Raw genomic sequence first — 26,063 nt, 5'->3', positions numbered from 1 at the left:
TCATCTATGAGAAGACTCAAACTCTTTAACGTGCGCTCTTTTAGACTCTTCAAATAACTTGGTCCACTCCTCTACGGTTGTTGAAACAATTTCGGAAAAAGTAGTGGCTTTTTCACTGCAGTTTAAAAATGACCGTAAGCGCCCATAAACTGAATTTGTTGCTTCAGTCCGACTTCCATCAATTTCAGGTCGCTCAGATACAACCTGCAATATTTTTTCAATTCGAATGATATTGTCTTTACCTGATGAAGGACTCAGCATTAACTCAAGTATCTGTTTGATACCATCAGGAGTAGGATTACTCTCAGAGGAAAAGAATGAACTAGTCCAACGCGAACTTTGTTCTTGTGGTGTAAATAAATTTCTTTCATTAATCAAGGAATGTAGGGCATCGTATAGCTTTGTACAATTGCTTTCCCCTAATTGCCGCGCCACTAAACGACAGAGCAATTTTTTTTCAGGAAGTAAATATTCCTTAAGTTTTTTACTACCCCCAATAAAAATATTCTTTACTTCATTATCTGTTGCTGCCCGGTCATCATCTTTAAGTGATCGCTCGCTATCCAAACGCTTTCTGATTTCGGCTGCAATATCTTCTGGTAAATACCATTCCGGAGTTTTTATCCCTTCAGAACCTGGTGCATTTTGCCCTGCATGTTCATGCTGATGGCGACTCATATACAAATCAGCGACTAAAGAAACAAAACGAATACGATTTTCCTTATCGGGAAGTTCATCAAACACCGGCCAAGTGCCGTAGCACTCCTTATACAAAATCATCGCATCCGTATGAATCAGCTCAATGGCTTTTCTATCTTTACCACTAACACAAGAACCATAGGAATGTCCGCCAATGGTCAAGATAATTAACTGCTCAAGAGAACTCAAAAATAGTTCTCTACCGGCATAATCAAAAATAGTTGCCGTACCTAGTGCTGATTCCAGGACAGATTGGTATTGATCCAAGAGTTCTTGTAACCCTGGCGTAAAAGAAGCATACTTCTTTGCTGTAACTAATAGAGACTGACTGTCTTTATCATACGCTTGAGTATAATAAAGCCGCTTAGCCATATTATAGGGATGGTTATTCTGAAGAATGGATTGGGTCTCTTTTCGACGTTCAACCGCAGAACGAGCCAGCTTATACAAATCCAAATCAGGAGGCAGGGTTGGTAAATAATCAGTAATCCAGTTAGGCACATATTCTGTTGCATGTATTGGACTAATCAAAGTTTGCAATATCGCAAGTTGATCGTTTTTTGAATACTCCATTACCTTAGCCAGATTAGAATCACTATGCCTTTGTTGTACTGCTTTAGGCCAATTTAATCCGTCTCGAGTTGCAATATGACTGGAACGATAGCGTTTGGCGGATAATTCGCGCATGTTCCCATTTTCACTCAACCCTAACAAACTGTGGGCGGCATAATTTGCAGGCAATGGCAGGGTACGGTGGCGACTCGATAAAAAGGAAACTGCATCTTTGACGTCATCAACTCCTTTAAGCACATGTTCCAGGAAAAATTGTTGGTGTTCAGATAATACCCAATACCACTGGGGAAGACTGGAAATCTGTGTCGCTGTATCCCAGATCTCCCACTTAATGTCCCCTGTGAGAAATTTTTTAAATTGAGTTAATTTTTTATCTAATGAGGTTGGGTCTGCCGCTAAAATTCGCATCATTTCGCGTTGATGTACACTTAACCCATTAAACCATGAAGGAAGTGGCGGGGAACCACTGACAATTTGCTGCAAATCAGAATTTAAGCTCAGTGCTATCTTTTTTATTGAGGCCCAATTCAGTAAAAAATTGTTAAAATCTCGAATCACTTCAAGATAAGATGTAACCCCTTGATCCAAGTTACAGAAATAGGCATGTTGATATTCTTCAAGATCACGTAACCAGCCAGGCGTTTTAGGATATTTTTTGGCTTTAATTAACGTTAATTCATCAAGTAATTGATCATAATATGGGGGAAGTGATTCATCTACCTGAAGAACATAATCTACATCCTGCCCCAACTGCATAGGGAGTAATGTAACTAAATCGTAACGGCCTTCGCCCATCAACGCATATTGCTCTGCCTCATTTAATAGCTCTACAGCCTCTTTAATTTCAGAACAGCCCCAATTTAAAGCGATAAGTTCAATTAACTTGGCGGTGAATCGCTCTAATTCTTTATGCAAATCATCTATAGATCCTTTTGCGTCAGTAGTGGCTAATTTACACTCATCAACGTACGCCTTTAAAGTTTGTTTAGTTAAAGGCGTGTTCTTTGCAGAAAACGGATAAGCGTCGATAAGAAAATAGAACGCTTTGTGCAGGCTATCTACACGACGTGCAAAACTACGGTGATAATCAGGTTTCTGGTAGTAGGTCTCTAGAATATAACCTGGAAAGCGAACTTCTAAGGCACTCAGTAATTCAGATGATAACTCGATGCCATGCGGCACCCGTACAATAATTCCTTTTCCCATCGCTTATTTTCCTTAACTGCTTACCTCGGTTTTAAAGTTACTCCAGAATAGAGTGATTCAAAATGAGGTTATTTTAGTCCTAATCTCTTCGCTATTATTGTATAAATAATTCCATGAAACAATTACAATAAACAACTTAATTGCTAAAAATAATAAAAGGAGTTTGCTAATGGGTTACATTGTACAACATTATATTGAGGGTCAATTATTTAACGAAACAAATACGACATGTCACTCTATTTATAATCCTGCTTTGGGCGAGGTGGTAGGCCAAGTTTATTTTGCATCAAAATCTCTATGCGACAATGCAATTGCTGCAGCTAAAAAATCAGGGATAGACTGGGCGCAGACTCCAGCCATTAAACGTGCACGAATTCTCTTTAAGTTCAGAGACTTGCTTGAAAAAAACCAATTAGAGTTAGCGCGAATTGTTACTCGTGAACATGGAAAAACTTTAGATGATGCCAAAGGTTCAGTAGCTCGAGCAATAGAAGTAGTTGAATTACATTGTGGCCTGGTGAACCAATTGAAAGGAGATTTTTCTGCCGATGTAACTACGGGTATTGACTGCCACACACTAAGGCAACCATTGGGCGTTTGTGCTGGTGTTTCACCATTTAATTTTCCAGTTATGGTTCCAATATGGATGCTTATCCCTGCAATTGCTTGTGGCAATACATTCATCTTAAAACCTTCAGAACAAGATCCTTCTGCCCCTGTTCGTTTACTGGAGTTATTAAGTGATGCTGGATTACCCGATGGGGTTGCCAACTGCGTCCATGGGGATAAATCAACTGTAGATTATTTACTTACCCATCCCGATATTGCCGCTTTTACTGCCGTCGCTTCTACACCAGTAGCACAACACATCTATACCCAGGCGACCTCATATGGAAAACGTGCTCATACTTTCGGTGGAGCGAAAAATCATTGTGTGGTCATGCCTGATGCAGATCTTGACCAGGCTTCCTCCGCTATTGTCGGCGCAGCTTATGGTTCTGCCGGTGAGCGATGCATGGCAATCTCGGTCGTTGTTGCAGTAGGAGCAAATACTGCTGATGCACTCATTGCCAAAATGACACCCCAAATTCATGCGACACGCATTAACGCAGGTGATATTCCCCAAACAGATATGGGGCCTTTAATCAGCGACACCCATCGCCAAAAAGTCTTAGCTGCTGTAGAGCAAGGTATAAATGAAGGGGCGAAATTACTCATTGATGGAAGATCATTTCAACACCCGGATCATCCCCAGGGCTTCTTCATGGGTCCTTGTTTATTTGATCATGTCCATGAAAATATGTCTATTTATCAAAATGAAATTTTTGGCCCTGTTCTCGTTATCGTACGCGTAGATAGTTTTGAGGATGCCTTAGCCTTGGTGAATAGAAATCAGTATGGCAATGGAACCGCAATTTTCACTCGTGATGGATTCAGTGCCCGTGAATACAGTCAACGGGTACAAGTAGGCATGGTTGGAGTAAACATCCCTATTCCAGTTCCCGTTGCCAATCATCCTTTTGGTGGCTGGAAGCATTCCTCCTTTGGTGATACAAACATGCATGGCCAAGAAAGTATACATTTTTATACACGTCGCAAAACAGTTACCAGTAAATGGCCTGTTAGTGATATCAAAGAAAGCTCTTTCATTATGCCTACGCATGATTAAAATGATTTAGAAATGATGCAGACTGGGTGAAGCGCAGCGAAGCCCAGGTTCTCTTAATGGCACGAAATTAAAGAAAAAATTTGCCGAATCATACTTTCCGGGATGTTGAGGTGAGTAGCATTAAAGTGCGACTTATTTAGTTAGTAGCATAGGGTTTATTGGACTCAATCAATTTCCCGGATTTCGTTGCGTTTCAACAAGGCCACACATTCATCAGACGGAGAAATCAATGGCAAAAATAGGATTTGTAGGACTTGGACATATGGGTTTACCCATGGCCATCAACCTGATTAAAGCAGGATATCAAGTTACAGGATATGATTTACAACAAACAGCCCTGCAACATTTTGCCCAAGCCGGTGGTTTAATCGCCCATAATACCCAGGAATTAGCTCATGATAAAGATGCAATAATTACCATGCTGCAAACTGGGCAACAAGTATTAGGGGTATGTCATAGCAAGAATGGATTATTTCAGGCAGCAAAAAAAGACGCTTTATTCATTGATTGCTCGACGATAGATGTCAATAGTTCACGTGAATTGCATCATTTGGCGACACAATATCACCTTCAAGTAGTTGACGCACCAGTTTCAGGTGGCGTAGCTGGAGCAACAGCTGCTACTCTAACTTTTATGGTTGGCGGTGAAGAAAGTGCATTCCATGCAGCAAAACCCATATTGGCTGCTATGGGACAAAAAATCATCCATACTGGAATTGCAGGAAGTGGGCAAGCAGCAAAAATTTGCAATAATATGATCCTCGGCATCTCAATGATTGCTATTTCAGAGGCTTTTGTCCTTGCAGAACAATTACAATTATCACCGCAAAAACTCTTTGAAGTAGTGAGTAATTCCTCAGGACAATGCTGGGCAATGACTAAATATGCACCTGTTCCGGGAGTTTTAGAAAATGTTCCCGCAAACAATGATTATAAACCTGGATTCGCCGCCGCAATGATGCTCAAAGATTTATTACTCAGCCAAGACTCAGCGCACTCGGTAAATCTGGAAACTCCTTTAGGTGCGAAAGCTGCTCAAATTTATCAACATTTTATTGATCAAGGACTTGGTGATTCTGATTTTTCAGCCATAATCAAATTAATCGCTCAAGGAAAAGAGGTATAATATGCATGCTCATTTACGCCCCCCTCAACTAGCACAAACAGAAGATACTTTGACTGAATTTTGGTCGGAAATTGCGCAACAAACTTTGGATTGGCTACGCCCCTGGGATACAGTATTGACTGGTGGGTTGCAACATGGTGATGTGACCTGGTTTAAAGGTGGGAAACTAAACGCCAGCTTAAATTGCCTGGATAGGCATCTTCCCTATAAAGCAAATCATCCTGCAATTATTTGGGAGGGAGATGATCCAGACCAAAACAAGACATTAACTTTTGCAACATTACATGCTGAAGTATGCCGCATGAGCAATGTACTCAAACAATTCAATGTAAAAAAAGGGGATAAAGTCGCGATCTACCTACCGATGATCCCCGAAGCAGCAATAGCTATGCTCGCTTGTACCCGAATTGGCGCAGTACATACCGTCATATTTGCAGGTTTTTCTGCCCAGGCTTTAAAGCAACGTGTACTCGCATCGGAATGCCGCTGTATCATTACAGCAAACCACTTTTACCGCGGGGGTAAATTAGTAGGATTAAAAGAGCATATTGATGAAGCGTGCAAGGATTTATCCTTACCCAGAATTATCATTAAAACCAGTAATGACCCTGTTGCTTTTGATAACAATAAAGATCACTGGTGGCATGAGTTAAAAGAGAAAGTAAGTGATCAATGCGATCCTGAGCCTATGGATGCCGAAGATCCTTTATTTATCCTTTATACCTCAGGTAGTACCGGACAACCTAAAGGGGTAGTTCATACTACAGCGGGTTATCTGGTACAAACAGCCTACACCCATCAGTTGCTCTTTAATTGTCAGGATAATGACATCTTTTGGTGTACCGCTGATGTTGGCTGGGTTACTGGTCATAGCTATTTAGTGTATGGCCCTCTTTGCAATGGCATCACCACGCTTATCTATGAGGGGATTCCTACCTGGCCTGATCCTTCCAGAAACTGGCAAATCATTGATAAATACCAAGTGAATGTCTTTTATACCGCACCTACTGCTATACGCGCTTTAATGCGTGCAGGAGATGACTGGCTCGCATCCAGCACCCGCAGTTCTTTACGCTTGCTGGGTTCAGTAGGAGAACCCATTAATCCAGAAGCCTGGCAATGGTATTATCAGAAAGTAGGCCAAAAGAGATGCCCAATAATAGATACTTGGTGGCAAACAGAAACTGGGGCGATTATGATTAGTCCCAGAGCTGATGAACCAGACAGCAAACCTGGCGCTGCCCGCCAACCCATTCCGGGGGTTATTCCAGTGCTACTCAATGAGCATGGCCATGAAATAACCGGAGCTGGTGAAGGATACCTGGCTATAAAATATCCATGGCCATCTATGGCGCGAACCATCGCAGGAGATCACCATCGCTATTGTAGCACCTATTTACATCATGGTTATTACATCACCGGTGATGGCGCCAAGCGTGACGAAGAGGGGGATTATTGGATCACTGGCCGTGTGGATGATGTGATTAATGTTTCTGGTCATCGCTTAGGTACTGCAGAAATTGAAAGTGCGTTGGTAAGCCACCCTGCAGTTGCAGAAGCAGCTGTTGTTGGGATACCTCATGAGTTAAAGGGTCAAGGAATTTATGCTTTTGTCATTTTAAGGGATGGTTTCACTGCGAATGATGCTTTAAAAACTGAGTTAATCAAACAAGTGAATCAAGAAATAAGCCCTATAGCCAAACCAGACATCATCCATTTTACTCATGACTTACCAAAAACACGATCAGGTAAGATTATGCGGCGAATTTTGCGCAAAATTTCAGGAAAAGAAATTCAAAGTCTTGAAGAATTAGGTGATATTTCGACTTTAGCAAACCCTCAGATTGTTGCGCAATTATGGGAAGAATCGGCACAATTTTAACCTAAAACAATGCATTCGCCGCCCTGAACAGATAAAGAACCAGGAATTCTCACCATAACGCAACAGCGTCCATGGTGAGACAACTCTCATGTTTCAAGATTTATCGACTTCATCCTTTGTAAGAAAAATCACCTCAGGAGGTTCCTGACAAATTTTTTATTTTATTCATTAAATTAGGCTCAATTGAAAAAAGGCTCTTCTGGATTTTTTGGAAAAATAGATATTGCTTTTCAGAAAATTTTTGACCAATTTGGCAATTAAATGACAAAATCTTTATTGCTTTTTGATAGAAATACGATTACAATTCGTTGACGTTTTAGCTGATGGTCTTTACTTAAAATGCTAGAAACACCGGATTGTTTTGATTTTTCTCAATTGTCCTTGGATGAAATAGCTCATTTACTCCAACGTTTTAACCTGCGCCTAACTCCTGACGAAGCACTCACTATCCAGAACTCTTTATTAAAACGACCGCCTACTTATGCAGAATGCGTATTATGGTCCATTCAAGGTTCAGAACATTGTTCCTATAAAAGCAGCCGCAAACACCTCAATCAATTCATCACCCAAGCACCTCACGTTATTTTAGGCCCCAAAGAAGATGCAGGCATTGTTGCCGTAGTTACTGATAAACAAGACCGACGCTACGGTATTGTTGTAAGCCATGAGTCACATAATCATCCCTCACAACTCGTACCTTTCGAAGGGGCAGCTACTGGTGTAGGTGGCAATGTACGCGATGTCTGTTGTATGGGAGCAGAAGTGATTGCCGTTGCAGACAGCTTACGTTTTGGGGATATTAATCGCGCAAAAACAAAATGGATTCATCAGGGGGTAGTTCAGGGTATTGCTGGATATGCCAATCCGCTTGGGATTCCTAACCTCGCCGGCGATACTTATTATGATGAAGCTTATAATGAAAATTGCCTGGTAACAGTAGTGACTTTAGGCGTAGTCCGCGAAGACCATATTATTCATTCTTACGCCCCCTCCCACGCAGAAGATTATCAATTTATCCTGGTAGGCAAACCAACTGATAATAGTGGTTTTGGCGGTGCGGCGTTTGCTTCGGCAACCCTCAGTGAAGAACAACAAGAGCAAAATAAAGGCGCAGTGCAAGAACCTAATGCGTTTTTACAGCGGCATGTTCTTAAAGCAAATTATGCCATGTTTGCATTTCTGCGTGAGAATAACCTCATTGATCGGGTTGGTTTTAAAGATTTAGGTGCAGGCGGAATTGCTTGTGCCAGCGTAGAATTAGCAGAGGCAAGTGGTTATGGTGCTGAAATCAATCTGGATTTAGTTCCTACCAGTATGGATAATCTGCTTCCCGCAGTCATTTTATGTTCTGAGACCCAGGAGCGTTTTATGTGGGTCGTCCCTCAAGAACTTGTAGATACCTTCCTCAAACATTACAACGAACGTTTTGCTCTTCCAGAAATCTGTGATGGCGCGCAAGCAACGGTTGTAGGAAAAATAAGAAATGATGGTTTGTATGTCGTTAAAGCTCAAGGCAAAGAGATTGTTTCTGCAAAAGCCAAGGACATTACTAAAGGCATACTCTACGATAGGCCCTACCACATAAAACAAGCAACTCATAATGAACCCGCGCCTTTTACCATTGACAATTTCAATGAGCAATTATTGCAGTTGCTTTCCCATGAAAATATTGCCTCTCGTGCCCCCATTTATGAAAGCTATGACAAGCAAGTTCAAGGTCGTTCTGTTCTTGAACCAGGATGGGCTGACGCTGGCTTGATTGCCCCATTTAATGAAGATAAATATCCTGAAGAAATTCGCCAAACTGGTGTTGCTTTATCTGTTGATCATAATCCTCGTTACAATAAAATTGACGCTTATTGGGGAGCTGTTAACGCAGTTATAGAATCAGTACGTAACATCATTGCAGTAGGAGCGTGGCCTCTTGCGCTAACGGATTGCCTGTGTTTTGGCAACCCAGAGAATGAATTGCAAATGGGGGAATTTGTTGCTTCAGTACAAGGCATCACCGATGCATGTAAAGCAATAAAAATGATCCATAATGATGCGTGCCTACCCATTATCTCTGGCAATGTATCCTTATATAATGAATCAGCTCAAAAAGCGATCCCACCAAGCCCTATTATCAGTTGTGTCGGTGCCATCAGTGACTATTCCAAAGCAATAACCTACGACTTCAAACAAACCAATTCCGTGTTGCTCATGGTTGGAGAACGTAAGGATGAATGCGGCGGCAGTGTTTATTATCAATTACATCATCAACTCGGTAGCCAATTGCCCAAACCTGATCTTTTATCATTCACCAACGAAATTACAGCCATCCATCTCGCCATGCAAAAAGGGTTGATTCTTTCAGCTCACGACATTTCCGAAGGAGGAGTCGCTGTTGCTCTTGCTGAAATGAGCTTTAAAAATGAAATTGGCGTAGATGTTTTTATTCCAGGCGAATTGCCTAATGATAAAAAGCTATTCTCAGAAAGCGGAGGGTTTATCCTTGAAATTTCTCCTGAAAATCTAATCAAAATAGAAACGATATTTAAGAATCATTCAATAGCATTTCATGCAATAGGTGAAACAACAGCAACCCCAACATTGATAATGAATTCCGTAGTTCATGTATCTATTAGTGCAGCAAAAACTGCCTGGAAAAATGGTTTAGTTGAGAGGCTCATATAAATGTCAATTATCGATTATAAAGCTGCAGGTGTAGATATAGAAGCAGGCAATGAAGCGGTTCGCAGTATTAAAAGTGCCGTAGAAAGTACTTTTTCACCACAAGTGCTTACGGGAATCGGCAGCTTTGGGGCGATGTATGATCTTAAAAATCTTCTCCATCATTATGAACACCCTGTTTTGGTGCAAAGCATTGACGGGGTGGGCACCAAAATGATGGTGGCTAAAATGATGGAAAAATTTGACACCATCGGCATCGATCTGGTGAGTGCTACCGCCAATGACATTATTGTTCTGGGGGCAAAACCGCTTACCCTTCTTGATTATATTGCCAATGATAAATTAAGACCCGAAATCATCGAACAAATTATTCATGGTATGGTAAAAGCATGCCAAGAAAATCAAATTTCCTTGGTGGGAGGTGAAACCGCCGAAATGCCTGGAACATATCTCCCTGGAGAACACGATTTAGTGGGAGTAATCACTGGAGTCGTGGAAAAAAGTAAAGCAATCGAAGGAAAAGAAATTAATGCAGGCGATATTGTAGTTGCATTTCCTTCAAGTGGCTTACACACCAATGGCTATTCATTGGCAAGAAAATTACTTTTTGACGTTGCCGGTTACAAAGTGGAATCACAATTTCAAGATTTTACCCATACTATAGGTGAAGAGCTTTTGGCTCCCCATATTAACTATACGCGTCCGATATTAAGCATTTTGGAAAAAAACATCCCAATTAAGGGGATGGCACACATCACTGGAGGTGGTTTACTCGAGAATATTCCTCGTATTCTACCTAAGAATTGTACTGTTGAAATCCACAAAAAATTGATTCCCGAGCTGCCAATATTTAATTTATTACGCAAATTAGGCCATCTTGATGATGAGCAAATGTATCGCACTTTTAATATGGGGGCAGGTTTGGTTCTGTTTATTGGGCCAGAGACACTCTCTGCCATTCGCGAAGTGTTACGTGATTTTCCATCCTACCCTCTTTATGAAATAGGGCAAGTTATAAGAGGAGAACAAAAGGTGACGCTTTTATGATACGTATAGGCTTAATTCAATTTCCGGGATCTAATTGTGAACGTGAAACAGCGCTAGCAGTAAAACGTGCAGGAATGGAGCCTGTTGAGTTTCTGTGGAATGAACCTTTAGAGAAATTGCGTCATTTGCATGGTTATATTCTTGTCGGTGGTTTTTCTTATGAAGATCGCTCCCGTGCCGGAATTATTGCAGCACTTGATCCTGTAATCCAGGAAATCAAAACCCAAAGCGAACAAGGTAAACCCGTGCTAGGAATTTGCAATGGTGCACAAATCCTGGTTGAATCAGGTCTGGTGCCCGCGCTTGAGGGTGAGCGGCATGATGTTCCTATGGCACTTACCGAAAATAAACGTATTATGAATCACAAAATTATAGGAACCGGTTTTTATAATGCCTGGGTTCATATGCGCTTGTCTGACAAACATCAACATAACGCATTTACTCGCCATCTTTCGAGTAAGGATTTAATCCATCTCCCTATCGCACATGCACAGGGACGTTTTCTTATGCCTGACTCTTTATTAAATCAAATTGAAGAACAGGGCTTAAATCTTTTTCAATACTGTAATGCCGAAGGAGCCATTATTGATAATTTCCCGATCAATCCCAATGGCTCTGCTGGTAATATTGCCGCAATTACCAACCGTGCAGGTAATGTAATGGCAATGATGCCACACCCTGAGCGTACCGTTAATGGTGACCCTATTTTTACTTCCATGCGCGATTATATAAAAGATAACTGTAACCTGGATGCAAATAATATACGAACCAAGGGCTCACCATCGCGGATTATGCCCCCCCCGCCAAAGCCGCATCAAAAATCAAAGAATTTTATCAAGAATCCGGGTAGTTACCTCTGTCTTGTCAAGCTTATTATTACTGATAATCAAGCATTAACCGTGCAAAAAACATTAAGACGTTTAGGATTCCCAGTCACAGTGCACCGTTTTGAACATTGGGAAATTGATTGTGATTCGCTAGAAAGTTTTGAATTGTTGAAAAAAACCGGACTTTTGTATTCTGATCGCAAAGAACGAGAAATTTTATTAACCGAGTTTCGCTCCTCCAATGCTTCAGCCTATCTCGTTCGCCCTCAAGAGGACTTGAAAGGCCAACAAACTTTACAAACACTGAAAATTCATTACGCAATTCCAGAAATCAATAAAATAAATCATGGTGTTTTATGGCAGTTTACCAGCGATGAAGTCGATGTCGCGATGCTTACTGATCGTATTTTGTTAACTCACATTATTGGGAATCCACATGCTCATGAATGCTACAACTACTCTTTATCATGATGAAATTCAAGAAGCTTTGGCTTTTTGCCTTGACCAAACAAACTTGCCTGCAGGAGAAAAATATCAAGGGAAAGTAAGAGATGCTTATGATCTTGGTGATGCCATCATGCTGGTGACTACGGATAGGCTCAGCGCTTTTGACAGGCACTTGGCGCTAATCCCTTATAAGGGAGCCGTACTCAACTTAACCAGCGCATGGTGGTTTGAACAAACAAAAAATCTTGTCCCCAATCATATCATTGCCGTTCCCGATCCTAATGTGGTTATTGCTAAAAAATGCACGGTCTTTCCGATTGAATTTGTGGTAAGAGGATATATTAGCGGTACAACAAGCACTTCATTGTGGACTCAATATCAAAATGGCACACGTGACTACTGCGGCATTACCTTTCCCGAAGGCTTAAGGAAAAACCAAAAACTGGAACAAGCTGTTTTGACACCAACTACTAAAGAAAAAATTCACGATCGCCCTATTTCTCCAGATGAAATTATTTCTGAAGGATGGATGAGTGAGGAAGATTGGTTAGAGGTAAGTGCCCTGGCACTTAAACTCTATCAGCGTGGCGCTGAAATTGCTCGCGATCACGGTTTAATTTTAGTAGACACCAAGTACGAATTTGGTCGTGATGCTGAAGGAACAATTAGAGTTGTTGATGAAATTCACACCCCTGACTCAAGTCGATACTGGTTGGCTGACAGTTACCAATCACGCATAGCTGCGGGATTAGAACCTGAAAATATAGACAAAGAGTTCTTACGCTTATGGTTTGCTAAAAACTCAGATCCTTATCATGATGAGAAACTCCCTGAAGCACCCCAAGAATTAGTTGTCGAACTCTCCGCCCGTTATATTCAACTCTATGAACGAATTACCGGTAAAGATTTTAATTTTAACGCGCATAAAGAGCCGGCCGAGCAACGTATTTTGCGCCATATTGCCAATTATCTGAGGTAAGTTCATCCATGTGTGGAATAGTGGGTATTTACAGCCATGAACCAGTAGCCCCTGAATTGTATGAGAGCCTAATTCACCTGCAGCATCGAGGACAGGATGCTGCAGGCATACTTACCTGTGATCAGCGTTTCTATACAAAGCATGGGTTAGGTTTAGTACGGGAAATTTTCACCCCCGAAAACATCTCATCCCTACAAGGCAATATAGGTATTGGCCATGTCCGTTATCCCACTGCCGGGGGTTATACCACAACTGATGTTCAACCCCTATGGATTGGTAGTCCGCGCGGGACTGCATTGGCGCATAACGGTAATCTCTCTAATTATCAGGAGTTGGCAGATGAGATTTGTTTAAAACAACATCGTCACCTCAATACCTCTTTGGACTCAGAAGCCTTATTGCTCCTGTTTGCAGACAAACTTGCAAGTAGCGCCCACAGTATTGAAGAGAATTTTGAAAGCTTTTTTGAACTGCTCAGCAAAGCAGTATCCTATGTTTTTAAACGAATCGAAGGAGCTTATTCCATTGTCTCCGTGGTCATAGGTAAAGGGCTTGTTGCCTTCCGCGATCCTCATGGCATACGCCCCCTGGTTTGGGGCACCCGAAAAAACACCGATGGCACAATAGACACAATTTTTGCTTCAGAAACAACCCCTTTCTATGCATTGGGATTTGAGCCACAAGGAGATATATTACCCGGTGAAGTAGCCTACGTGGATCTCAATGGGAAATTACATCGCCGCGTGCTTAAAAAAGAACAATTCAGACCCTGTGTTTTTGAATATGTTTATTTTGCCCGGCCTGACGCGACATTGAATAATGTCAGCGTCTACCGAGCGCGCTTGCGTATGGGACAAAATCTGGCCCTTCAATGGAAGAAAAACCACCCCGAGATGATCCCGGATGTGGTTATTCCAGCACCATTTACTGCAAATACAGCTGCGTTATCTTTTGCCCATGAGTTAGGCGTAAGATATTCTGAAGGCTTGTATAAAAACCCCTTTATTGGTCGCACCTTCATTATGCCTAACCAAAAAGCGAGAACTCGTAATATTCGCTATAAATTAACCCCTCAACGCACTGAAATTGAAAATAAAGTAGTGATGATTGTTGATGATAGTATTGTACGGGGAACCACTTCCCGTGAAATCGTCAAAATGGTCAGGGAGTTTGGGGCAAAAAAAATTTATTTTGCGTCGACCTCCCCCCCCCTTAAAAACCCCTGTTTTAGCGGTATTGATATCCCTTCACGTAAAGAACTCATTGCAGCAAATCAAACTGAGGAAGAAATTGCAAACTATCTGGGTGTTGATGTTTTACTGTATCAAGCACAGGAAGATTTGGTTGAGGCCGTCACCCGTCGTGGTGAACATCTAATCAAAAAACCATGTATGGCGTGTATGGATGGCGATTATTTTTGCAAAAGAATAACTCAAGAAAAAATGCAGCAATTGGAGCAACTACGTGAAACAGGACGACACAATAACCCGTCACAAAAAGAGGACTTGATGGAATGAATATTCTTGTTTTAGGTTCTGGCGCACGTGAACATGCCCTCATTAAAGCATTACATCGCTCGCCACAAAATCCATCTTTGTTTTGTTATGGTACAGCAGTTAATCCGGGCATTCATCCATTAACTGTCCAGTATTGTACTGGCGATATTACTGATTGTACTGCTGTCTTATCCAAAGCAAAACTTTGGGCGATTGATTTGGCAATTATTGGACCCGAAGCACCTTTAGAAAAAGGGATGGCTGATGCATTATGGCAGGTTGGTATCCCAACAATTGGTCCCAAAAAAATCTTGGCTCAAATTGAAACATCGAAAGAGTTTGCTCGCGACCTCATGCAGAAATACGATATCCCAGGCGTACCTCTTTATAAAAAATTCACGAGCCTAAATCATATAGAATCCTTTCTAAATGAGCTGGGCGAAGGTAGTTATGTCATTAAAGCAAATGGATTAATGAGTGGTAAAGGTGTAAAAGTGGCTGGGGAACATTTACATTCAATCGCAGAGGCAATGAGTTTTTGTCAGGAAATTCTTAATCAAAATCAGACCATCCTCATTGAAGAGAAACTTATTGGGCAAGAATTTTCATTGATGTGTTTCGCAGACGGAAAGCATCTCATTCCCATGCCTTTAGTCCAGGATCATAAACGTGCTTATGATGGCGATCGCGGTCCAAATACTGGTGGGATGGGTAGTTATTCAGACGCTAATCACAGTTTGCCTTTTTTGACTACAGACGAAGTGCAGGATGCTTTAGCGATTAACAATGCCGTTTTTCGTGCCTTATCCCATGAATGTAATGAGCAATACATTGGCATTTTATATGGAAGCTTTATCGCTACTAAAAATGGAGTTTACGTTATCGAATTCAATGCGCGTTTTGGAGATCCTGAGGCCTTAAACGTGCTCTCGATTTTAGAATCGGATTTTGTAGGCATTTGCCAATCACAGGTAAATGGTCATTTAGATGAAGATGAGGTGAGGTTTGCCAAAAAAGCTACCGTCTGCAAATACACGGTTCCTGAAGGATATCCAGATTCGCCCAAGAAAAATTTTGTTGTTAATTTTTCAAAAATCACCTGTCAGAATCATTTATACCTTGCCTCAGTCAATCAAGTGAATGAGCAAATCATTGCTGTAGGCTCTCGAACAGCAGCTTATGTCGGTATTGCGGACTCTATTTTTGCAGCAGAAAAAAAAGCCGAACATGAAATTTCATTAATTGAAGGTCCTTTGTTTCATCGTCAGGATATAGGTACCAAACCTTTAATTCGACAACGCATTGAACAGATGTTAAGGATACGTGCGTTATGACTCGCATCGCTGTTTTAGGTTCAACCCGAGGGACGAACCTTAACGCACTTATTGAAGCTGTAAATCAAAAAAATCTGGCTGCATCGATTGAACTGGTACTAAGCAATAAGGAAGATGCGCTCATTCTCGAGAAAGCAACCCATTTTGGTCTTAAATCCATGTTTGTTAATTCCCAGGATTTAAGCCGAACTGAATTTGATCATCGTTTATCCGAGATTCTCAAGCAACATCAAATTGATCTTATCGTGCTCATTGGCTACATGCGTATCTTGTCTGCTGAGTTTGTTTTAGCCTGGGAAAATAAAATTATTAACATTCACCCGTCACTTTTACCAGCCTACGCCGGCCTGATGAATCTTGAAGTGCACCAAGCCGTTTTAGATGCAGGTGAACCTGAAACAGGATGTACCGTACACTATGTCACCGAAGAAGTAGATGCAGGCCCTATTATTTTACAAAAGAAATGTCCCGTCAGACTAAATGATACACCCGAACTTTTAAAAGCCAGGGTACAAGAGTTGGAAGGGGCGGCCTTGGTTGAGGCAATACAAACTATTTGTCGTTGTACATTTTAAACAACATTTTGCGTTAGCAAATCAATGGAGGCAATATGTCACATAAACTAGTATCTATATTAATGGGTTCTAAATCAGATTGGACAATTATGGAGGAAGCCAGTTTGGCTCTGGAAAAATTAAATATTCCCCATGAGGTGCGTGCTTTATCTGCCCATCGCACACCTGATGCCTTATTTGACTATTTAAAATCAGCAGAACAACGCGGTATCGAAATATTTATCGCTGCAGCGGGTGGAGCCGCCCATTTACCAGGTGTTGTTGCTGCAAAAACCTTATTGCCCGTTTTAGGAGTACCTATGCCATCATCCACCTTTACAAATGGGCTTGACGCACTCCTTTCTATAGTTCAAATGCCCGCAGGTATTCCAGTAGGGACCCTTGCCGTTGGTAAAGCTGGAGCCATTAACGCAGCTCTTTTAGCAGCGACAATCCTTAGCAATAAATATCCTGAATACCGCGAAGCGATTCAAAATTATCGCGCAGCCCAAGCAGAAAAAGTATTGGAGAATGCAGAAATTAAAGGATAAGAGTATTTCCTTATAATTTATAAATGTGCAGAAACAGTCATTGATGGCACTCTGCACATAAAGTTAAGTAGCGCTCTTAATGTAGAGACTATGAATACACCTAAATTTTAGAAATGGAGGACACGCATGGTTAAGAAACAAGACGTTGTGATAACGGAACTATCAATTTATTAACCATTTTTTCCAGGTTATTTAAATCTCCATGAAATGCCAGGTTACATGACTCGTCATATTCTTTTTGCTCTATCAAATCCCAATCAGAATGGTAATTATGTATTAATAAATAATTATTAATAAACAAACGATTGATAATGCCATTACCGTAATAAAATGGATGAATCATATTAAATAAATTAAATTGAACAGCACATTGTTTTGCAAGGAGTTTTTTGGTGCTGGTTTTGAGATGCTCGTGCTTATAAAAAGTTTTTATATAATTACAGAGTTCATCATTAATTCTGATCGGAATAGAGAAATGCGACAGATTGATTGAAGCATCCTCATTTCGGAACTCCCCTGCTTTTTTATATGAATTACTGAATAGCAATTTATGCACATTTTTTATTATTTCAGTATCATGTGGCAGCGAAGCGATTAATTCATGAAGAAAAAATATACCTATTTTATCTATTTGATTTTTTAAATATTCACTCTCCAAATTATGTTCATTATCTTTTGTTCCTGGATAATTAATTCCTATTTTCTCAAAAAATAGAAACACTAGCTCTTCAGCATAGGCTGTGGTCTGAGCTTGTCAATTAAGCAGAAACATATTATGCGGTTTGTTGCCATCAAAGTTAAATAATGCAAGCCAATCTTTTACAATCAGTCTTAAATTATTTGAATAATCGAAGTTTAGCCGGGTATTCATGAGCAATCATTAAGAGCAAAACTATATGTCCATTATAGACTATAATCTAGTAATATCTGTTTAGGCTAACAATGAATTGATGTACTTTTGACAATGAAATACATAAATGAACGAGGCACTCAAAAATATAAGTAAATGCGCGCTATCTGCGCTTAATGATAGGTGTGTTTTTAATTTTTACCTCACTGTCATTTAGTATTTTAATATTTAATGGAAACTTATCCAGCTATTTACTTATAGGTGCAGCATCCAGTTTAATCGGGTCTATAGTTCTTTTATTATTTATTTCAAAATTTAGTTCATCTGCCATTACTATCGCTGGTCCACAAGATACTGTTGCACTCATGTCTTCATTAATTGTTGCATCAATTGCTAACCATCCGGATATGTTAAAACAACCTGATAGCCTATTACCCACGATATTTGCCAGCCTGATAATATTAGGGCTAACTGTTGCTGTAATTATGGGGGTTATAGGTTGGTTCAAACTGGGAGAGCTCGTTAGATTCATTCCCTATACGATAATAGCAGGTTTTATTGCAGGAACAGGCTTACTGTTAATGTCAGGCGCAATAAGAGGCAGTCTCAATATACCGTCCTCTCAGTACATATCTTATCAGCTTTTGTCTACTCATCTTTTTACATGGGCAATACCTTTTAGCGTTGCTTTTTGCATGTTTCTATTTATGCGGTATTTTAATCACTATTTGATATTCCCTCTTAGTTGTTTAGCGAGTTTTATCGCCTTTGTTATTTACATAAAGTATCAAGGAATATCCTTCCATCAAGCTCAATTATTAGGTTGGACATTAAATTTAACTTCTTCGGGAAGCATAATGAACATCCCGAGCACTGTAGTTTTTTATCATGGAGTAAATTGGAAAGTCGTTTTTTACTATCTACCAGAATATATGATCGTCTCATTTTTATCCGTTATAGGTCTATTGCTTAATATTACAGGTATCGAGAAAGTTGTAAAAAGTGAGTTGAAAATTGATCATGAATTGCGAATAACGAGTGTAGCCAATGGTATATCGGCTCTTTTGGGAGGATTGGTGGGTTATCAATGGTTTTCCTATTCTTTAATAAATTATAAATTAGGCACCATCTCTAGAACAGTTGGCATGATTGCAGGTTTTGTCTGTGTTTTGTTTTTTTTCGCGGATGCCAGCCTGACTATGTACATTCCAAATTTTATCCTTTCATCCCTTCTTTTATACGTAAGTTTTGAACTGATTTATGAATGGCTATTTAAAATTTTTTACAAAGTTTCGAAATTTGATTATTTAATTATTTGGCTTATAAGCATTATCATCGTGATAAATGGTTATATGTTAGGTGTTTCTTTTGGGATGTTATTTGCATTGAGCTTATTCTTTTACAGATACAGTAAAATTAGCTCCATTAAATACATGTCGAATGCCAATATGATAACCAGTAAAGTTGAACATAATAAAACAGAACGACTCTTTTTAGATAAAGCAGGTCAAAAAACCTTGGTAGTTTTGTTAAATGGATACTTATTTTTTGGTAATTCCAATTTAATGAGCAAAAAAATCATCCAGAAACTGGATGCTCCTGACCAAAAATATACAAACGTGATAATAGATTTTTCTCAGGTTTCCGGATTGGAAATTACAGGGATAGATAGCTTATATAAAGTCCTCACTTACACTATGCGACATAATATATTAATTATATTAACACACTTAAATAATAAAATGATTAGTGAATTGAGTAACTTTTATAAAGAGGAAAATAGTCAGGGTAAACTTATTGTATTCAATTCTATTGAAGAAGCACTTGATGATATCGAAAAAAATATTATTTCTAACGCATATATTCAACATAAAAGAGGAGTGCCTCAAATCCTAGAGGATATTTTTGGAGATATTAAGACAGGAACAGAAATTTTGTCTCATGGGGTAAAAGAAAAAATTAAAAAGAACGATTTCTTATTTCACCAGGGTGATTTATCAGAGAGTTTATATTTATTAACAAAAGGTAGTTTAAATGTAATTATTAATTATGGTAAGCCGACTCAATTAATTGTTAAAAAATTACAAAATGGAAATTTTATTGGTGAAATGGGGTTTTATACAAACATTGGGCGTTCGGCTTCAATAATTGCGGAGGAAGACTGTGTGGTATATAAGTTTTCCAAAGATATTTTAAGTCAACTTGAAACCGAATGCCCACATCTTTCCAATGAGTTACATAAAGCGGTAATTCGCATGCTGTCCGATCGCTTATCCTATCATAATCGAGTATTAAATTTTTATTCCTCCATACTGATAGGATCTAATGGTGATGAGGAAAAAACCTGTTGAGAGGGTATCCGAAAGGGGGGTATCTTTATTTCTTACCCTCTGCCCACCATGCCCCAGGAGTACCTCCAGGCCTACATCGAAGAGACTATTGATTTTTGCATCACGATAAGAATTGGGTAATTGTGGATTAATTGAATTCCATCCATTGATTTAATAATGCAATTAACTCCCCTATCCCATCCTTCTTCAAAGATGAAAAAGATTGGACTGTAATCAAATGTTGCGCCAATTCGTAATACTTACGAACTTTGGATACGGTATTCTTTATTTCGCTGCGACTTAATTTATCTGATTTGGTTAATAAAATGTGTACGGGCAATCCCCGATCCAATGCCCAATCAACCATCATTACGTCCAGGTCCTTTAAAGGATGGCGAATATCCATCAACAGAATCAAACCTTTTAAACTTTTTCGGACCTCGAGATAATGGGCTAAATTTTCTTGCCAATCCATCTTCACTCGTAAAGCAACTTTGGCATAACCATAACCCGGTAAATCAACAAGACGGTGTGCTTCATCCAACTGAAACAAATTAATCAGCTGGGTTCGCCCAGGCGTTTTACTTGTACGGGCAAGATTTTTAATTCCCGTTAAGCAATTTAAAGCACTAGATTTTCCAGCATTAGAACGTCCAGCAAAAGCTACTTCATAACCTGAATCGTCAGGCAACTGGGATACGCGTGCAGCACTTTTTAGAAATACTGCTTTAGAATAAGGGTTTTCAAACATGAACATAATACTTTTTGGGATTTCAACCAAGACAGTGTACCATTACTTGAGAGTTAATGATGAGAAATCGATGAAAAAATTTGTACTCGCTTTTATTCTATTCGCACCAACCATTCTTTTTGCTCAAGAAGATAGTCCATCCGTTGCCAATAAGGCGATTGTATGTACTGCTTGTCATGGACAACAAGGTAATAGTACAAATCCTGAATGGCCTAATATTGCCGGACAACACCCTAAATATTTTGTTAAGCAACTTAAAGACATGAAGCACCGCTCTTTACGCGACGCACCAACAATGAATGCCCTGGTTTCTACTTTGAGCGCCCAGGACATGGATGACTTGGCTGCATATTATGCTAAAATGCCAGTTGCTCAAGGCAGTACACCTGAACACTTTCTGAAACGGGGTGAACAAATCTACCGTGGAGGAGATTTTGCAAAAAAGATCACGGCATGTATCGCCTGCCATGGTCCTAAAGGCACGGGCAACGCCCAAGCGGGTTTTCCAGTTCTTTCTGGCCAACATTCTGCTTATACTGTATTACAATTAAATGCATTTAAAGAGGGCAAACGAAAAAACGATTTGAACCATATTATGCAAGACATTAGCAGCAAAATGAGCCAAGAGGACATGGAAGCTGTAGCACATTATATTGAAGGTTTACATTAGGAAACTAAATTATGTTTAAAAAATTAATTGCTTTATTTTTTCTTTTACCAGCAATAGCTTTAGCTACATCATTTGTTGAAGGCAAAGATTATCAAATCGTGACCAACCCAAATGCCACAAATGACAAAAATAAAACGCCCGTTATCGAAGAGTTTTTTAGTTATGGTTGCCCATGGTGTTATAAAATCGAAGGACCACTTGATGTATGGGTAAGCGAAACAGGAAAAAACATACAATTTGAACGTGTACCGGTAATATTTAAACCTTCCTGGGAACTCTATGCCAAAGCCTATTACACGGCCAAAACATTAGCCCTTTCAGATAAAATAAACTCTTTATTATTTAAAACCATACAAGAAGATAAAAAACCACTGGATTCAAAACAAGCAATGATCCAGTTTTTTGTAGCACAAGGTGTGGATAGAGAAATCGCAAAAAGTGCTTTTGAGAACTCACCAACCATTGATATGCGAGTACAAAATGGCATGAGCTTGATGGCAAGCTATCAAATTAATGCCGTTCCTGCCTTCGTGGTGAATCATAAATACAAAACTGATTTGCAAATGGCTGGGAGCCCGGATCGCTTACTTGAAATATTGAGTTATCTATCGCGAAAATCAACATAATTCTCTAACTGTGTTTTTGCAATAATGAAGGGACACATTATGACATCAAAGCTAAAAAGAGAGCTGCAGCAATTTCTGGAGCAGGAACGAATAAGTATTCATTCAGGAATAGTAAACTACATGACTTATCAGTTGGCTGATATTAAAGTCAATGAAGAGCAGCTCTATCAAGGCTTTACTCTTGACAATGAAGAAACAATGGATAAAGAAAAAGTAACATTTTCCATTGCAACTGGGCTCGATTTTTCTCAAATCAAAAAAATACTCAACTTCTTTAAAATCCCCGAAGAAAAGTACCTACATGGCAAACCGATATTAATCAACGATGATACCATGATTGAGTACTTTCTTTTTAATTTTAAAAATCGTTTTCAAACCTTAAAAGAAACTTCACCTGAAATTATCGCCCAATATAAGGCACTATCTGCCCCACTTTTAGAGGCAAATGCTAAAAACATACTCAAAAAGAACCTTGATGAAGTAAAGTTCATGATAATGGCTAATTACCCAGGCACGTCATTCACGCAGACAATAAAAAACCTCATCAGTTTCATTTCAACTTTATCAGGGCGCATCCTTGATTTAGAGAATTTTCCACATTTGTATGTAGATGTCTTAAAAAGCAAACAAGAGATAAATCATTTTTTGCAACTACCAGAAATTAATGGAAAGCCAAAATTATACGCACAACTCATAATGTTGTTGGATAGTATTGCTTTATTTGAGTGTTATCATCGCAATGAATCAGTTCTTAGCAATATTGGGCTGCATAAAGAATTTAAAGAATTTTTAATTCCCTATCGTATTAATCCAGAAAAATGTGATTTGCTCGGGCATGTAATTTTATCTTTAGCGAATGTAAAAATTCACACTGCAAACTTATCACGACTTACCCCCGGCGAAGATCGCGCTCGTTTGGTGATAACATTTAAAAATATTAGCGAAGAAAATGTAAGTAAAATCGTTGCATGCATGCACCGACTCGGCGATGGAACTGCTTTTGTAATGGATGGAAGAACACCTTCTTCTACAGTATCTGATCCATATTTAGTTTTAAGAAATCAAGAATATCCGTTGTATAAAAATGAAAATGAAGAACAAACAACCAAACTCTATGAAAAATGCAGTATCGAAGTTGATGGTAACTTTTTCCATACGTGTGTTTATCCTAAAATCAAAGAAAATATTGCCCAACTAGCCGCGCAACAGCAATTAGGGAATTATCAAGAAACATCAAAAGAAGACTTTAAATTTACTGTAGAAACAGCTCGAGTCAGCGAGCATAGTATGTTTGAAAAATACCCAAACTCTGCAAGTCAATTCGATACACCCAATAAAAAAAGCTCACGAACCTGCATTTGTAGCCTACTAAAGAATTAAATTAGCCGAAAGAAGATGCCGCCAATATGCCACGGCATCTCCTCTGAGTTTAAAAATCCTTACCGTGTGGTTTTACAAAAAAACCTATCCTTGCTTATCAATTCCCTAATATCACTTAATTCAATAATTGCTGACGGCATGCTGCATAAAAAGTTCAACGCATGTCTCAAAATTTTAGATAGTGGGCTATGAGAAAGGATACTCCAATATGGATTTTCCTGTTCATACAATTGATCCGCCCTTTCAATGAGATCTAATATTTTAATACAGAACACATTCAGGGCAGAAGGATCAGTAGCTTTAAGAAACTGTTCAAGGCTGTGATGATATTCCTCACTTAATAGATTTTCTTTAGGGTATTGACTGCATGCTGAAAACAAACTTGAACGGTTTTTCTGCATACTTAATAAATAATTATGGTATTGCCCTTCCAATATGGGCTTAATTTTTTTTATTTGCGCCAAAAAGTAAATTTGCCTGCTTAATAATTTGAATCCTTCCTTAACATTAATTTCTTTACGCGCAGAGGTTTCTATATAAGTTAGACCAAAATGGTTTGCCAGTTCGTTAGCCTCCTTGCAGGATACATTCCTCAATTCAATTAAATCAGATTTACAACCTACAAGAATGATGGGTGCTTCTTTATTACTTGCCCTAAAACGCTCGATTAAGACTTTGGCATTGTAAAATGATCGGAGGTTAGTAAGATCAAAACAAATAAAGGCACCATCAGCATGATGAAAATAGGACGTAACGATCTTCTGAAGTCCAGGAGCTCCGGAAGCATCCCAAATGCGTAACTTTATTGTTTTATTATAAATTCCAAGAAATTTTATTTTCTGATCAACACCCATGGTGTCGAAATAGTTATTAAAATCTGCATTGCCACAAAGACTTGCCAGTAAACAGGATTTGCCAACATAATTATCACCAAGAAGGATTATTTTTAAATGTTCATCATATTCTTCTTTGTGCTCCATGCTAAATAACCTTCAATCAATTTGAACAAATAATAATAAATTAATCAGATGAATATAAATATTCTTTAGCAAATAAATTGGACTTTTTGAAAAGGAGTTTTAATGATGCATTTTATGCACCTATGCCGGGATTTTCCAAACTTAAAATACCCGTATTAAAATCGTAAGCAAAAATCTCTGCATAGCGCCCCCAATCAATCATTGTGCGTAAAACACGCTCGGCTTCCTTTTCGCTTAAATAATCTTCAAGTTTACTTAAAAATCGTTCTTCCGAAACTCTATGGCCGACTTTTTCATCTAAAATTCTGCGAATGTAACGTGCAAGAGGTACTTTCTCCAATAATCTACGTGCAAATAATTGTTTACGCTCCTGGAGATCAGCCTCGGAAAATTGCTTTCCTAAATCACTTAATTGAATATCGCCCGCAGAAACTTTAGCAAAACCTAATATTTCTAATGTTTCAAGTATAGGGAATAGATCATCAATATTCATCATGAGTTCATCAGCAAGCTCTGGAAGGTCAATACGCTCTTCAAAAGAAGTCATAGTTTCAATCAAACCCGTTAGCTCTGAAGGCTCTACTTCAGGCAAACGATAACCTAAACCAATTTGCCGCTCTCTTTGGGCACGCTTCGCTTTTTCTTTAGGTCCAGTAGTCATTAAAGTATAAATTTTATCGACTAAAGCTCGAAATTCAGAGGATTCGGGATCACGGGGTTGTGGTAAAGTTACAGGTAATTCAGCTCGAATATATCCAGGATCATTGCCAAAAATAACGATTCTGTCTGCCAAAGTAGCAGCTTCTTCAATATTATGGGTTACCAATAAAATTCCATTCGTATTTGTTTTCTTCTCTTTCCATAACTCCAACAAGTCAGATTTTAAGTTTTCCGCAGTAAGCACATCAAGTGCAGAAAAAGGCTCATCCATTAACAAAACATCGGGGTTAATCACTAAAGCACGCGCAAAACCAACACGTTGGCGCATACCGCCTGACAATTCTTTTGGGAAAGCAGATTCAAAACCATCAAGACCAATAATATCAATTGCTTCAATAGCACGATGCCTTCGCTCTTCTCGGCTAACACCTTGAGCTTCAAGACCAAGCTCTACATTTTCTAATACAGTAAGCCACGGCATCAACGCAAAAGATTGAAAAACCATCGCAATACCATCAACGGGTCGCATAACTGGTTTTCCCCTGTAAGTCACAGAGCCGCTTGTTGGAGCAACCAGACCGGCAATAATACGCAACAACGTCGATTTGCCTGAACCAGATTTACCTAATAAAGCAACAATTTCACCTTCTTGCAGTTTAAAATTAACATCCTCGAGCACCAGCAAATTTTGCTCTGATGATTTTTTAAACGACTTACTTAAACTTTCTATAGAAATAATGGTTTCAGACATAA

20 protein-coding genes are annotated in these 26,063 nt (G+C 39.2%); 15 read left to right on the top strand and 5 right to left on the bottom strand.

Features of this window, described 5'->3' with window-relative positions; genetic code table 11:
• Positions 1–2,478, bottom strand: coding sequence for a hypothetical protein (locus EKG34_RS05455; protein ID WP_003634229.1), 2,478 nt, complete (start codon positions 2,476–2,478; stop codon positions 1–3).
• 169 nt (positions 2,479–2,647) lie between these two features.
• On the opposite strand from EKG34_RS05455, the gene EKG34_RS05450 reads away from it, so the two are divergent.
• The 11 genes from EKG34_RS05450 (at position 2,648) to purE (ending at position 17,063) form a co-directional block, all read left to right on the top strand.
• The gene (locus tag EKG34_RS05450; protein WP_003634227.1) at positions 2,648–4,147 is read left to right on the top strand and encodes a CoA-acylating methylmalonate-semialdehyde dehydrogenase; all 1,500 of its coding nucleotides are present in this window, start codon (positions 2,648–2,650) and stop codon (positions 4,145–4,147) included.
• Between the two features lie 229 nt (positions 4,148–4,376).
• Positions 4,377–5,273: a 3-hydroxyisobutyrate dehydrogenase gene (gene mmsB, locus EKG34_RS05445; RefSeq protein WP_003634225.1), complete on the top strand. Its 897-nt coding sequence runs from the start codon at positions 4,377–4,379 to the stop codon at positions 5,271–5,273.
• A 1-nt stretch (position 5,274) separates the two neighbouring features.
• Positions 5,275–7,155 (top strand): acetate--CoA ligase, encoded by a 1,881-nt coding sequence (gene acs / locus EKG34_RS05440; RefSeq protein ID WP_003634224.1) that lies wholly within the window; start codon positions 5,275–5,277, stop codon positions 7,153–7,155.
• Positions 7,156–7,494: 339 nt separating this feature from the next.
• Positions 7,495–9,831: a phosphoribosylformylglycinamidine synthase subunit PurL gene (gene purL, locus EKG34_RS05435; protein ID WP_003634221.1), complete on the top strand. Its 2,337-nt coding sequence runs from the start codon at positions 7,495–7,497 to the stop codon at positions 9,829–9,831.
• The gene (purM, locus tag EKG34_RS05430; protein WP_003634219.1) at positions 9,832–10,875 is read left to right on the top strand and encodes a phosphoribosylformylglycinamidine cyclo-ligase; all 1,044 of its coding nucleotides are present in this window, start codon (positions 9,832–9,834) and stop codon (positions 10,873–10,875) included.
• A complete protein-coding gene (gene purQ / locus EKG34_RS05425) occupies positions 10,872–12,173 on the top strand; it encodes a phosphoribosylformylglycinamidine synthase I (protein ID WP_003634217.1) in 1,302 nt (433 codons plus the stop codon). The genes purM and purQ overlap by 4 nt, the downstream gene beginning before the upstream one ends.
• Positions 12,139–13,128, top strand: a complete 990-nt coding sequence (locus EKG34_RS05420; RefSeq protein ID WP_003634215.1) for a phosphoribosylaminoimidazolesuccinocarboxamide synthase — start codon at positions 12,139–12,141, stop codon at positions 13,126–13,128. The genes purQ and EKG34_RS05420 overlap by 35 nt, the downstream gene beginning before the upstream one ends.
• Positions 13,129–13,136: 8 nt before the next feature.
• The gene (gene purF / locus EKG34_RS05415) at positions 13,137–14,645 is read left to right on the top strand and encodes an amidophosphoribosyltransferase (RefSeq protein WP_003634212.1); all 1,509 of its coding nucleotides are present in this window, start codon (positions 13,137–13,139) and stop codon (positions 14,643–14,645) included.
• Positions 14,642–15,958 carry a phosphoribosylamine--glycine ligase gene (gene purD, locus EKG34_RS05410; protein ID WP_003634211.1) on the top strand — a complete coding sequence of 439 codons (1,317 nt, stop codon included), beginning with the start codon at positions 14,642–14,644 and terminating at the stop codon, positions 15,956–15,958. Before purF ends, purD begins: the two co-directional genes overlap by 4 nt.
• Entirely contained in the window at positions 15,955–16,533 is a 579-nt protein-coding gene (gene purN / locus EKG34_RS05405) for a phosphoribosylglycinamide formyltransferase (RefSeq protein WP_003634209.1), read from the top strand. Before purD ends, purN begins: the two co-directional genes overlap by 4 nt.
• Positions 16,534–16,568: 35 nt before the next feature.
• Positions 16,569–17,063, top strand: coding sequence for a 5-(carboxyamino)imidazole ribonucleotide mutase (gene purE, locus EKG34_RS05400; RefSeq protein ID WP_003634206.1), 495 nt, complete (start codon positions 16,569–16,571; stop codon positions 17,061–17,063).
• 130 nt (positions 17,064–17,193) lie between these two features.
• Here the strand turns inward: purE and EKG34_RS05395 are convergent, their stop codons facing one another.
• Complete coding sequence (locus tag EKG34_RS05395) at positions 17,194–17,784, bottom strand: Fic family protein (RefSeq protein ID WP_003634204.1); 591 nt, start codon at positions 17,782–17,784, stop codon at positions 17,194–17,196.
• 305 nt (positions 17,785–18,089) lie between these two features.
• On the opposite strand from EKG34_RS05395, the gene EKG34_RS05390 reads away from it, so the two are divergent.
• Positions 18,090–20,264, top strand: a complete 2,175-nt coding sequence (locus tag EKG34_RS05390; protein WP_003634200.1) for a SulP family inorganic anion transporter — start codon at positions 18,090–18,092, stop codon at positions 20,262–20,264.
• 127 nt (positions 20,265–20,391) lie between these two features.
• On the opposite strand, the gene yihA is transcribed toward EKG34_RS05390, so the two are convergent.
• The gene (gene yihA, locus EKG34_RS05385; protein ID WP_003634198.1) at positions 20,392–20,994 is read right to left on the bottom strand and encodes a ribosome biogenesis GTP-binding protein YihA/YsxC; all 603 of its coding nucleotides are present in this window, start codon (positions 20,992–20,994) and stop codon (positions 20,392–20,394) included.
• Positions 20,995–21,064: 70 nt separating this feature from the next.
• Between yihA and EKG34_RS05380 the strand changes: the two genes are divergently transcribed.
• The 3 genes from EKG34_RS05380 to EKG34_RS05370 are packed head-to-tail and all read left to right on the top strand — an operon-like array spanning position 21,065 to position 23,670.
• Positions 21,065–21,664 carry a c-type cytochrome gene (locus EKG34_RS05380; RefSeq protein ID WP_003634197.1) on the top strand — a complete coding sequence of 200 codons (600 nt, stop codon included), beginning with the start codon at positions 21,065–21,067 and terminating at the stop codon, positions 21,662–21,664.
• Positions 21,665–21,675: 11 nt separating this feature from the next.
• Entirely contained in the window at positions 21,676–22,290 is a 615-nt protein-coding gene (locus tag EKG34_RS05375; protein ID WP_003634195.1) for a thiol:disulfide interchange protein DsbA/DsbL, read from the top strand.
• A gap of 39 nt (positions 22,291–22,329) precedes the next feature.
• Complete coding sequence (locus EKG34_RS05370) at positions 22,330–23,670, top strand: hypothetical protein (protein WP_003634193.1); 1,341 nt, start codon at positions 22,330–22,332, stop codon at positions 23,668–23,670.
• A 59-nt stretch (positions 23,671–23,729) separates the two neighbouring features.
• On the opposite strand, the gene EKG34_RS05365 is transcribed toward EKG34_RS05370, so the two are convergent.
• Together EKG34_RS05365 and EKG34_RS05360 are read right to left on the bottom strand one after the other, a co-directional pair.
• Positions 23,730–24,650 carry a Rab family GTPase gene (locus tag EKG34_RS05365; protein ID WP_003634190.1) on the bottom strand — a complete coding sequence of 307 codons (921 nt, stop codon included), beginning with the start codon at positions 24,648–24,650 and terminating at the stop codon, positions 23,730–23,732.
• A gap of 112 nt (positions 24,651–24,762) precedes the next feature.
• Positions 24,763–26,061: an ABC transporter ATP-binding protein gene (locus tag EKG34_RS05360; protein WP_003634189.1), complete on the bottom strand. Its 1,299-nt coding sequence runs from the start codon at positions 26,059–26,061 to the stop codon at positions 24,763–24,765.
• Between the last annotated feature and the right edge of the window lie 2 nt (positions 26,062–26,063).

The sequence above is a fragment of the Legionella longbeachae genome, from assembly GCF_004283175.1.
GTDB lineage: Bacteria > Pseudomonadota > Gammaproteobacteria > Legionellales > Legionellaceae > Legionella > Legionella longbeachae.
The sequence above is the reverse complement of the archived record's forward strand: the minus strand, read 5'-3'. Positions and strand labels throughout refer to the sequence as shown.

What these genes read in the sequence shown, in the direction of transcription:
- EKG34_RS05455 (WP_003634229.1), bottom strand. Translation starts at nt 2,478, where the DNA reads ATGGGAAAAGGAATTATTGTACGGGTGCCGCATGGCATCGAGTTATCA.
- EKG34_RS05450 (WP_003634227.1), top strand. Translation starts at nt 2,648, where the DNA reads ATGGGTTACATTGTACAACATTATATTGAGGGTCAATTATTTAACGAA.
- mmsB (WP_003634225.1), top strand. Translation starts at nt 4,377, where the DNA reads ATGGCAAAAATAGGATTTGTAGGACTTGGACATATGGGTTTACCCATG.
- acs (WP_003634224.1), top strand. Translation starts at nt 5,275, where the DNA reads ATGCATGCTCATTTACGCCCCCCTCAACTAGCACAAACAGAAGATACT.
- purL (WP_003634221.1), top strand. Translation starts at nt 7,495, where the DNA reads ATGCTAGAAACACCGGATTGTTTTGATTTTTCTCAATTGTCCTTGGAT.
- purM (WP_003634219.1), top strand. Translation starts at nt 9,832, where the DNA reads ATGTCAATTATCGATTATAAAGCTGCAGGTGTAGATATAGAAGCAGGC.
- purQ (WP_003634217.1), top strand. Translation starts at nt 10,872, where the DNA reads ATGATACGTATAGGCTTAATTCAATTTCCGGGATCTAATTGTGAACGT.
- EKG34_RS05420 (WP_003634215.1), top strand. Translation starts at nt 12,139, where the DNA reads ATGCTCATGAATGCTACAACTACTCTTTATCATGATGAAATTCAAGAA.
- purF (WP_003634212.1), top strand. Translation starts at nt 13,137, where the DNA reads ATGTGTGGAATAGTGGGTATTTACAGCCATGAACCAGTAGCCCCTGAA.
- purD (WP_003634211.1), top strand. Translation starts at nt 14,642, where the DNA reads ATGAATATTCTTGTTTTAGGTTCTGGCGCACGTGAACATGCCCTCATT.
- purN (WP_003634209.1), top strand. Translation starts at nt 15,955, where the DNA reads ATGACTCGCATCGCTGTTTTAGGTTCAACCCGAGGGACGAACCTTAAC.
- purE (WP_003634206.1), top strand. Translation starts at nt 16,569, where the DNA reads ATGTCACATAAACTAGTATCTATATTAATGGGTTCTAAATCAGATTGG.
- EKG34_RS05390 (WP_003634200.1), top strand. Translation starts at nt 18,090, where the DNA reads ATGATAGGTGTGTTTTTAATTTTTACCTCACTGTCATTTAGTATTTTA.
- yihA (WP_003634198.1), bottom strand. Translation starts at nt 20,994, where the DNA reads ATGTTTGAAAACCCTTATTCTAAAGCAGTATTTCTAAAAAGTGCTGCA.
- EKG34_RS05380 (WP_003634197.1), top strand. Translation starts at nt 21,065, where the DNA reads ATGAAAAAATTTGTACTCGCTTTTATTCTATTCGCACCAACCATTCTT.
- EKG34_RS05375 (WP_003634195.1), top strand. Translation starts at nt 21,676, where the DNA reads ATGTTTAAAAAATTAATTGCTTTATTTTTTCTTTTACCAGCAATAGCT.
- EKG34_RS05370 (WP_003634193.1), top strand. Translation starts at nt 22,330, where the DNA reads ATGACATCAAAGCTAAAAAGAGAGCTGCAGCAATTTCTGGAGCAGGAA.
- EKG34_RS05365 (WP_003634190.1), bottom strand. Translation starts at nt 24,650, where the DNA reads ATGGAGCACAAAGAAGAATATGATGAACATTTAAAAATAATCCTTCTT.
- EKG34_RS05360 (WP_003634189.1), bottom strand. Translation starts at nt 26,061, where the DNA reads ATGTCTGAAACCATTATTTCTATAGAAAGTTTAAGTAAGTCGTTTAAA.